The 6,545-nt window shown below is 52.4% G+C and carries 4 protein-coding genes and 2 tRNA genes; all 6 read right to left on the reverse strand.

The genetic code is table 11. The annotated features are described in order from the left end of the window. Window positions 1-321: 321 nt before the first annotated feature. Window positions 322-395, reverse strand: a tRNA-Cys gene (locus BOW53_RS12045). Between the two features lie 101 nt (window positions 396-496). Next, a tRNA-Gly gene (locus tag BOW53_RS12050) sits at window positions 497-572 on the reverse strand. Between the two features lie 184 nt (window positions 573-756). Further along, a complete protein-coding gene (gene pgsA, locus BOW53_RS12055) occupies window positions 757-1,338 on the reverse strand; it encodes a CDP-diacylglycerol--glycerol-3-phosphate 3-phosphatidyltransferase (protein ID WP_135607100.1) in 582 nt (193 codons plus the stop codon). An 11-nt stretch (window positions 1,339-1,349) separates the two neighbouring features. Next, window positions 1,350-3,158, reverse strand: coding sequence for an excinuclease ABC subunit UvrC (uvrC, locus tag BOW53_RS12060; protein WP_281254048.1), 1,809 nt, complete (start codon window positions 3,156-3,158; stop codon window positions 1,350-1,352). Between the two features lie 143 nt (window positions 3,159-3,301). Further along, window positions 3,302-3,922, reverse strand: coding sequence for a uracil-DNA glycosylase (locus BOW53_RS12065; protein WP_078488227.1), 621 nt, complete (start codon window positions 3,920-3,922; stop codon window positions 3,302-3,304). Window positions 3,923-3,926: 4 nt separating this feature from the next. Continuing rightward, window positions 3,927-4,571 (reverse strand): UvrY/SirA/GacA family response regulator transcription factor, encoded by a 645-nt coding sequence (gene uvrY / locus BOW53_RS12070; RefSeq protein ID WP_078488228.1) that lies wholly within the window; start codon window positions 4,569-4,571, stop codon window positions 3,927-3,929. Window positions 4,572-6,545 lie beyond the last annotated feature (1,974 nt).

A 6,545-nucleotide genomic window follows, 5' to 3' on the forward strand; every position in this document is an offset into this window, starting at 1 on the left:
GCGCCGATTAAGAGGCTACAAACTGCTTGCAGATGTAGTCGAGGGAGTGAAGTTCAAGGATGGTGAGCGTGTAGAAAGTGATCAAGAGCAGGGTACTACTGAAGGGGTTGTACACCAGATTTGACTATAGCTCTGGTTTGTCCGTCCAGTGTGTTGATCGCGTCTAATGCACGATTTAACGGACAAACTAACACGTTATCGAGTGGCAAAGCACCTTTTTGCGAGTGGCATGAGGCCCTTTTTGCGGGGGTTGAGGCGGTTTAGGAAAAAAAGAGCGCCGCGAGAGGCGCTCTATGCTGCTGTTTTTTACAGCGTTTTATGTGGAGGCTGAGCCCGGAATCGAACCGAGGTCCACGGCTTTGCAGGCCGCTGCATAACCACTCTGCCACTCAGCCACTGACTTGTTCAGAGGCGGAAAGTATCCTGTAAAAAGGTATTTTTTTCCACCCTTATATGGACAAAACCCCGAGCAGTGACTCGGGGTTTATCCTGAATTTGGAGCGGGAAACGAGATTCGAACTCGCGACCCCAACCTTGGCAAGGTTGTGCTCTACCAACTGAGCTATTCCCGCATCGCCAGATGCGCGGGCTATTGTAATGTTCCAGTCATGAGTGTCAAGGGAAATAATGGGTTTGCGGGGGACTTTTTGGGTGTTATTCAGGGATTTGGGGCGCTGCTGTTAGCTCGGAGCAAGATTCTCTGGATTCCGGCATTCGCCGGAATGACGAGGGTTGCTTTGCCCCCTCCTCTCAGCCCTACTCTTCGGTCTGGGCGGTGCCTCCAGTCTCGCCTTTAAGGCTGGGCCAGGCGGCCCTCAGGTAGACGATCATGGACCAGAGGGTGAGGATTACCGCCGCATAGAGCAACACGTAGCCAATGGTATAGATAGGCAGTCCGAACAGCGGATCGCGCCAGATCAGAAGGAAAATCGCAGTCATCTGGAATACTGTCTTGATTTTCCCGATCACCGATACCGCCACTTGTGCCCTGGCGCCGATTTCGGCCATCCACTCCCTGAGTGCAGAGATGGCGATCTCTCTGCCGATGATCACGGCAACGGGAACGGCCAAAGCAGGTGTCGGATCGGCCTCGACCAGCAGGATCAGAGCTGTTGCGACCATCAGCTTGTCTGCCACGGGGTCGAGGAAGGCGCCAAGTGGCGAGACCTGCTCCAGTTTGCGTGCCAGGTAGCCGTCAAGCCAGTCGGTGATGGCCGCAAGGGCGAACACAATGGCGCATGCCTCTTCAGCATGCTCCCAGGGCAGAAAGAACAGGGCCACGAATACGGGGATCAGGGCGATGCGCAGCAGGGTAAGAATGTTCGGTATGTTAAGCAGCATTCGCCAGCTTACTCCTCGCCGTGAAAGGCTTCATAAATCTGTGTGGCCAGTTGCAGGCTGATGCCTTCCACCTTCGCCATCTCTTCCACCCCTGCCCTGCTGATGCCCTGCAGGCCGCCAAACTGCTTGAGCAGCCGCTGACGGCGTATAGGCCCTATTCCGGGGATCTCATCCAACAGCGAAGTGTTTCGGCGGCGTTCGCGCCGCTGCCTGTGTCCGGTAATGGCAAACCGGTGTGCCTCATCCCTGATCTGCTGGATGAGATGAAGGGCCGGTGAATCTGCTGGCAGTATAATCGGGGCATCGGAGCCAAACAAGAACAGCTGCTCCATTCCGGGCTTTCTGGACACCCCCTTGGCCACGCCCACCAGGAAAACCCCCGTAACGGCCAACTCATCAAGCACCTGGGCTGCAGCGCTCAACTGCCCTTTTCCGCCATCGATAAAAAGAATGTCAGGCAGCTTGCCCTCCCCGTTCATGATGCGGGTGTAGCGGCGATTCAGGGCCTGGTCCATGGCGGCATAGTCATCACCCGGCGTAATGCCTTCGATGTTGAATCGGCGGTAGTCTGATTTCAGCGGGCCGTTCCGGTCGAATACGACACAGGACGCCACTGTCAATTCACCTCCCGTGTGGCTGATATCGAAACACTCCATGCGCCCGGGGAGTTCCTCCAGGCCCAGGGCCGTCTGCAGGTTATCCAACCGCTGCTCCATGCCGGATTTGCTCGCCAGCCTGGAGTCCAGGGCCAGCTTGGCGTTCTGCATGGCCATCTTGAGCCAGCGCGCCCTGTCCCCTCGCACATTCGAGCGTATTCTGAGCTGCCTGCCCGCCTGCTCGCTCAATACGTTTTCGAGCACCTCGTCATCTTCAGGCCGTGTACTGACGATGATCTCCTGGGGAACCAGCTTGCCGATGTAGTGCTGAGCAAGAAAGGCTGAAACGATAGTCGCCTCCGATGACTCCTCCGGCGTGCGGGGGAAAAACACCTTGTTGCCTAGGTTACGACCCGAGCGAACATAAAAAAGCTGGATACAGTTCATGCCACCGGCCGAGTTGCAGGCGATGATATCCAGGTCGTCATGCTCTCCACTGACGTACTGGCGTTCCTGGATGCGTCTCAATGCGGCAATCTGGTCCCGATAGCGCGCCGCCTGTTCGAACTCCAGTTTCTCCGATGCCTGTTCCATACGTGATACCAGGCTATCAATGACCTGACCCGCCTTGCCTTCGAGAAACAGCATGGCGTCATCCACATCCTTGGCATAGGCCTCAGGGGTTACCAGGTCCACGCAGGGTGCAGTACAGCGCTTGATCTGGTACTGCAGACAGGGTCGGGAGCGGTTTCTGTAAAAGCTGTCCTCGCACTGGCGTACCGGGAACAGCTTTTGAAGGATCTGCAGGGTCTCCCTCACGGAACCTGCATTCGGATAAGGACCGAAATAGCGGCCCTTGGCCTTCTTTGACCCACGATGAAATGCCAGGCGGGAAAACGCCTCATCCGAGAGGAAGATGTAGGGATAGCTCTTGTCGTCCCTGAGCAAAACGTTATAGCGGGGCTTGTGACGCTTGATCAGGTTGTTTTCAAGTATCAGGGCCTCGGCTTCCGTGTGGGTGACGGTCACCTCGATGGCATCGATTTTCGACACCATGGACTGAATACGCCTGTTGAGCGATCGTGTGAAGTAGCTGCCGACCCGCTTTCTCAGATCCCTCGCCTTTCCCACGTAAAGCACTTCGCCGCTGTTGTCGAGCATGCGGTAGACCCCGGGCCGGGTGGTCAGGGTTTTAAGGAAGGCTTTGTGATCGAAGCTCACGAGCGGAATGTCCTCTGTTCAATGCTGCGAGGAATTATAACAAGGGATGGGACTTGTCATTTCTGCGGATGCAGGAATCCAAGCGTTGAACTCGGTTTACCTGGTGCATCTGGATACCGGCATTCACCGGTATGACGGGCTGCCTAGATGATTTCCTTGGCACGCTCAAAGACAGCGTGGAACATCTCCGGCGTCAGCCGTTTGGTCTGGGTGTTGTAACGGCTGCAGTGATAGGAGTCGATAAGGCGCTGCCCATCCGGCAGTTCATGCAGCTGGTTGTGACCAAACTTGAACGCGCTCTGCTTCAGTCCAACGGCCTTGAGTACGGCGTTATGGGCAATGGATCCCAATGCAATGATGACCGGCTTGTCCGGTAATGCCTCAAGTTCCGCTTTGAGTAAGCTGTTGCACTGGTTGATTTCACTGCCTACAGGTTTGTTCTGGGGCGGCAGGCATTTGACTGCGTTTGTGATGCGGCAGTTCTTGAGCTGCAAACCATCGTCGGCAGAGATTGACTCCGCCGCGGTGCTGAAACCGTAACGGTAGAGTGTTTCGTAGAGCAATATGCCGGCGTAGTCCCCGGTAAAGGGCCGGCCTGTGGCGTTTGCCCCGTGCATGCCAGGCGCCAACCCTACCACCAGCACCTTTGCATCGGGGTCGCCAAATGGCGCCACGGGGGCGGCGTGATAGTCAGGATAGTCGTTTTTTACCTTTACCAGGAAATCTGCCAGTCGAGAGCACTGGGTACAGTCTGAGTCAAACAATGGGTCAGGCCTTGTTGCCAATCAGGTGATAACGCAAAGCGAGGTGAGTCAACTCAACATCGGTTTCCACGTTGAGCTTTTCAAATAGTCTGTGCCGGTAGGTACTGACTGTCTTGGGGCTGAGGCAGAGGGAGTCTGAGATATCCTGGGTCTTGTGACCCTGGGTGATCATCAGCAGTACCTGCATCTCGCGCTGGGAGAGTTTGCTGAACGGAGACTCCGGATCGACGCCTGAGAAGCTCGCCAGGGTCATCTTCTTGGATACGTCGCTGGAGATGTAGGGTCTGCCGGCAGCCACTGTCTTGATGGCTTCAAACAGCTCGTCTGCCGGGCAGCCCTTGGTCAGGTAGCCCAAGGCACCGGCATCATGCAACTGTTCAGGAAACGGGGTGTCCACGTGAACGGTCACTGCAATCACCTGGGTCTCCGGCATCATGCGACGGATTTTACGGGTCGCCTCGATACCACCTATGCCGGGCATATTGATGTCCATCAAGACCAGGTCGGGCTCCAACTGCCTGGCCTTCTCAACCGCCTCTTCCCCGGTTACCGCTTCACCAACGACCGAAATTGTATTATCGCCGTCGAGGATACTGCGAAAGCCTGTTCGAACAAGCTCATGATCGTCGACGAGTAAAACCTTAATCATAATGTCTCCGAGGTAAACTGAATGGCTTTAATGCCCTTTTTCTTTTGCAGCTAGACCTCAAATATCTGCAGGAATCCCTGCTTGCCGTACAAGATCTGTCTTAGATCTTGCCTCGCTTTGCATCCATACTTTTCGAAACATGTAAGGATAATGGGGATCTGTAATGCAATCAATTGGTTGTTAAGTGATTTAAATTCATCCAAGAACGCAATTTTATCATCAAATCAACATTTCCATGTGCTTATAGATACTTAAAATAATCATACAATTCCCACAATTTAAATTGCTGCTTATGTGTACAAACGTATAAAGAGCGTCGTTTATTCCGCGGATTCCAAATTTATCAGTTTACGTATGCGTAATCGCATACGATTCACTTTACTGCCACTTATCTTGTTTAGAACTCTCGCACCACCAGCTCTCTCGTAAAAAAGAATTAGACACCTTTATAAGTGATATTTCACAGTAGTTTGCGGGATATCCAATATAGACTGAGTGGAATATTTAGGTCCAGGGATTGAATTGCAGTCACAGGATTCCCCCTTGGCTCACCTTTGCCACCGGTTGTGGTGACTTCCACAATAATCACCTGGTGCGGGCCAGTCAGCTAACTGTGAGTTAATCATCTGTGCTTTGGCGTGGTATGAGCGACTGCGATTGGCTATATCCATGCTGCCACCAGGTGCTAGTTGCTTCTGCCTTGCGTCATAGCAACAATCAGGATGCCTTGTAGCAGTATTCCACAATATTAAGCACTACTACTTTTCTGTAGGCTTTATGTATCTGAGAAATCAGCAACCAGCACCTGAAGATGTTGCAGAGCTGAGGATTCCGTGAGCAGTTACAGTAGTAAACCGAGAAGGTGTTCCAGGCGAGTAGGTCAAAAGGCGCAGCCCATGACAAAAGTGGCTGGATGGCTCACAGGCCACTTTGGACTCACCCTGAGGTGTATACATCCAAACACCAACCTGTGCTGTTTGCTTGAATACCGTAGAGGCCATCCATTTCATGACTTCTGCTGGGACTGTCAAAGCCACTGATATGCATTGCGCGAGCTGCGCGCCCTCTTATCCCGCCACATGGCGGAGAGGCAGGGATTCGAACCCTGGGAGGGCTACAAACCCTCAACGGTTTTCAAGCCTGAATTTAACAATTCAGGCCACAGCAAATGACAAATTAATACCATAATTATTTCAATGCCTTACGCCATATTCTTAATTGTAATTGATTGTGGATAACTGTGTAAAATTGGAATAAAGTGTCCCAAATTTGTCCCAAGAAACAAGAAAAGGCACAAATCCCCCTCCACCAAACGCCGCGTTCTGCAGCATGGGGCTGTTGAACAAAGAGAGTGTCAGACTCTGGATGACGGATTCTGGCCAAATCAACGCATTCAAATCTAAACAAGCCGCCCTCGGTGTTCAGATTCTTGCTTTGCACCTTACTCTCTTATCACCTGATTCAGATTCTGCTCAGTTATTCCTAGATAGACTTGTAGTTAATAGAGCACTCGACAGTCAATAAAGGAACTGGCTATGCGAAGCATTATATTAGCTACTCTTATCGCTTTTTCTCCCTTGCAGGCAGTGTCTGCGCTCGAATTCCGGGGTGCCTGGTGGCCGGACAGTAATTTTATTTATCCTACCAATTGTCCTAAAAGCGACGAGTCCTGGCCAGGGCGCTCTGGGAAGAAGATTGAAATATGTGGAGATATCTGTCGTGGCCTAGCATATGGTTATGAATCTCTGGATGAGATGAGGTCTGTTATGCACCGGAAAAAACGGAAGCGGCCACTTGATGGGAGCACGAAGAAGTCGTGGAAACAGTCACCTGAATATAAATTCAGTGAAGTAGCAAGAATTCACGATCGTCTAACAGGCTGTTGAAATAGTCCCTTATTTGAGCTCTATTGTACCAGCCGCTTTCAATACGGCCTGATTTCCAAGAGACAAATGGCCGCAATCGCTGGAATTC

Origin of the sequence: Solemya velesiana gill symbiont, assembly GCF_002020805.1 — a bacterium.
Taxonomy (GTDB): domain Bacteria; phylum Pseudomonadota; class Gammaproteobacteria; order Chromatiales; family Chromatiaceae; genus Sedimenticola_A.